Source organism: Photorhabdus caribbeanensis (genome assembly GCF_018448885.1).
In the GTDB taxonomy this organism is placed as follows: Bacteria; Pseudomonadota; Gammaproteobacteria; order Enterobacterales; family Enterobacteriaceae; genus Photorhabdus; species Photorhabdus caribbeanensis.
Genome location: NZ_RCWB01000086.1, coordinates 1 through 2,454, shown reverse-complemented (window position 1 = coordinate 2,454; position 2,454 = coordinate 1). Strand labels below are relative to the sequence as shown.

Below are 2,454 nucleotides of genomic sequence, written 5' to 3'. Positions count from 1 at the left end.
AGCGGTCCCCGGTCATAACGGGCATACCAGGCCAAGGTGGAAGTTGAATTAAAATGCCCTTCACCATAGAAGTGCAGGGAATCACCTTCTCCCGGAACAAAACGTATCGGACGTATCAACTGGTTAATGGCAAAGTAACTCTCCGGGACACTGCCCGGTAGTGGCGTTAAATCCGGGTATTGACCGGCCCGGATAATCAGACCATTGGAATAAGGCGTAATCACCACATCCGGGTAGCGTGCCAGCGTGCGGCGTATCCAATATTCTCCACCCAGTCGGTTTACAAATCGTTTGGACAGCAGGGTGATCCAATTCATGCTTCGTATGGAATGGGCATAATCGTCCAGTGTGGTGTGAACAGTGGAATTGACTTGCAGGGAAGGGTAACGCAGGGCCAATTGGTACTCTAGGGGAAAATAATCATGATAATCTCTGGGTAAGACCAGACAGTAACCACAGTCTCCCCAGTCCGGTTCGAGTTGATTACACAGAAAGTCCAGCCAGGCCATAAATCGGGTCATGCCCTCTTGTTCCTTTAAATAATCCCAGGGCAATACCAAACTGAGGTAAGAACTACTGTCGTCACCATCAGCTTCATCGGAATCCAGGTAATGCATCAGATAGCGAGGGGCTTCATAGAGATTTCTAGCGTCACTAACATCCCAACTAGAGGGCTGGTTTTTTTTCTGATTCAGAATGCCTTCTTCCACTTTGACTATATTTTCCGGTGAATATTTTTTTAACCCCTTTAATTCATGAGTATGAAAACGCAGTTGAGTACCAAACTCCTCCCGAAAACGGCGGTAGCAGGCCAGAATGCGTTGCTTTTTCTCCTGGGTGTAGCCTTGTTTAAAAAACAGAGTGATAGAAATCCCAAGACGAGAAACGGTCAGCCCATCGCCATTGAGGAAGGTAAACGCGGTCAGTTGTGATTTCAACTGGGCAAAGTAATCTACAGTTTCCATATTCTCTCCGTTAATTATGAAGCAGTGGCGAATGTCACACTCGCTAATATTGCCAGGACGGCGGCTAACGCCGCAGCGCTGACTGCGGCAGCGGCAGCTAAAATTTCCACCAGTGCAATCAATGCAGCAGCGACGGCAAGGGTGACAAGGATAACAACAGCAACACCGGCAATAATCACCACCACTTCCAGCATCCCTTCACCCACCTCTTTTAATATCTGCATCCAGCTGATATTTTTTAGCTCTTCCAGGGTGATGTCTGAACCCTGTTGTACAGTCTGCCACCGGGCTTTTATCTCACTCTCTGTCCAGGTCACGATTTTCCCCGTTTGTTCATTAACCCAGGAAAAAGCGTAGCTGACCTGATGGCTTATCGGGTCAATAATTTCTTCACACACCCACTTGCCGGCTTGATTGAACCATACTCCAAACTGAGCAAGGAGCTCCCGGGTACTGTCGCGGACATAATTCAACCCGTTTTCGGCCAGACCCGCCACCTCTTGCCCGAGGACAACCCAGTCTTCATAGCTGGGTAAAAACGACCAGCGGGAAGTGCTGAGAAGCGGTGGATTTTTTGTCAAGGGTTGTGGAATGGTCCCCGGCACGCCCTCTGTGGGAGGGGTGGGTAAAGCTTTATCATCAGGAGGCGAACCGGGTGGCAACGGGGCTAACGGTATCGGATTTTTATAGTGTTGGGAACCGGGCTGATAAAGTTTTCGCCACGCTTCATCATACTGCTTTTGTTCTTCTGTGCGGTTATCATCAACACGCATCACCCCAAAGCGATCACGGGTAGCAATCCGGATATAATCTTTTTCTTGACCTTTACTGAGAGAATCCCCCGGAAATTTCACCTCAATCAACATTTTTAGGTTATCGGGGTGTACGGAGCCATCAAAGTAAGTAGCATTTCTACCTGGCCAACGGAGAACTTCGTCTTTAACCAAAATAATATCGGGCCGACGGATACGTTTAACACCAAATTTTTCTACATCGTCGGCAGAAGGCCGGGCAAATGGGTTACTGGATTGCGGTAAGTTATCACTATAACGCTGTTTAGAGGCCAGACTGGTCGCCAGTATGGGCAGAGGTACATCTTTAGGCCCCCGGATAGCAAACACTACTTCTGCTTTATAGGGCCACAGGAAGTCATGCTTAAGCTCTTCAACCTTAATCAACCCACTCATAATGACTTGATTAAGAAAGCGAGTAGCGCCCAGTTTGGTGATAATCATTGCTGGCAGGCGCAGGGCATACTCGGCTTTTTCCGCCAGATAACAGGGATCTTCATCGGCGGGAAAAACCCCTATTTCCATCGTACAATTAATCGAGGTCACGGCCGGGCACATCTTGCCGCTGTTAGATATTGCCATACTTATATCTCCATAAATTCCATCACATACTCTACCGGCGTGTTACCGCTGGCACGGTATAAGGTTTGCTTCGGTTTCGGTGGGGTTTCCGGTGAACGCAGTTGCAGATTTTCTTC

General features: G+C 48.5%; 2 protein-coding genes. Both read right to left on the bottom strand.

Translation table 11 applies throughout. From position 1 onward, the window contains the following. Positions 1-965, bottom strand: a 965-nt coding sequence (locus tag EAE90_RS23010) for a DUF3396 domain-containing protein (RefSeq protein WP_214055425.1), incomplete at its 3' end; no start/stop codon positions are given. 14 nt (positions 966-979) lie between these two features. Beyond that, the gene (locus tag EAE90_RS23005; RefSeq protein WP_214055424.1) at positions 980-2,338 is read right to left on the bottom strand and encodes a VRR-NUC domain-containing protein; all 1,359 of its coding nucleotides are present in this window, start codon (positions 2,336-2,338) and stop codon (positions 980-982) included. Between the last annotated feature and the right edge of the window lie 116 nt (positions 2,339-2,454).

Coding starts and splice junctions, on each gene's coding strand:
- EAE90_RS23005 (WP_214055424.1), bottom strand. CDS start 2,338: ATGGCAATATCTAACAGCGGCAAGATGTGCCCGGCCGTGACCTCGATT.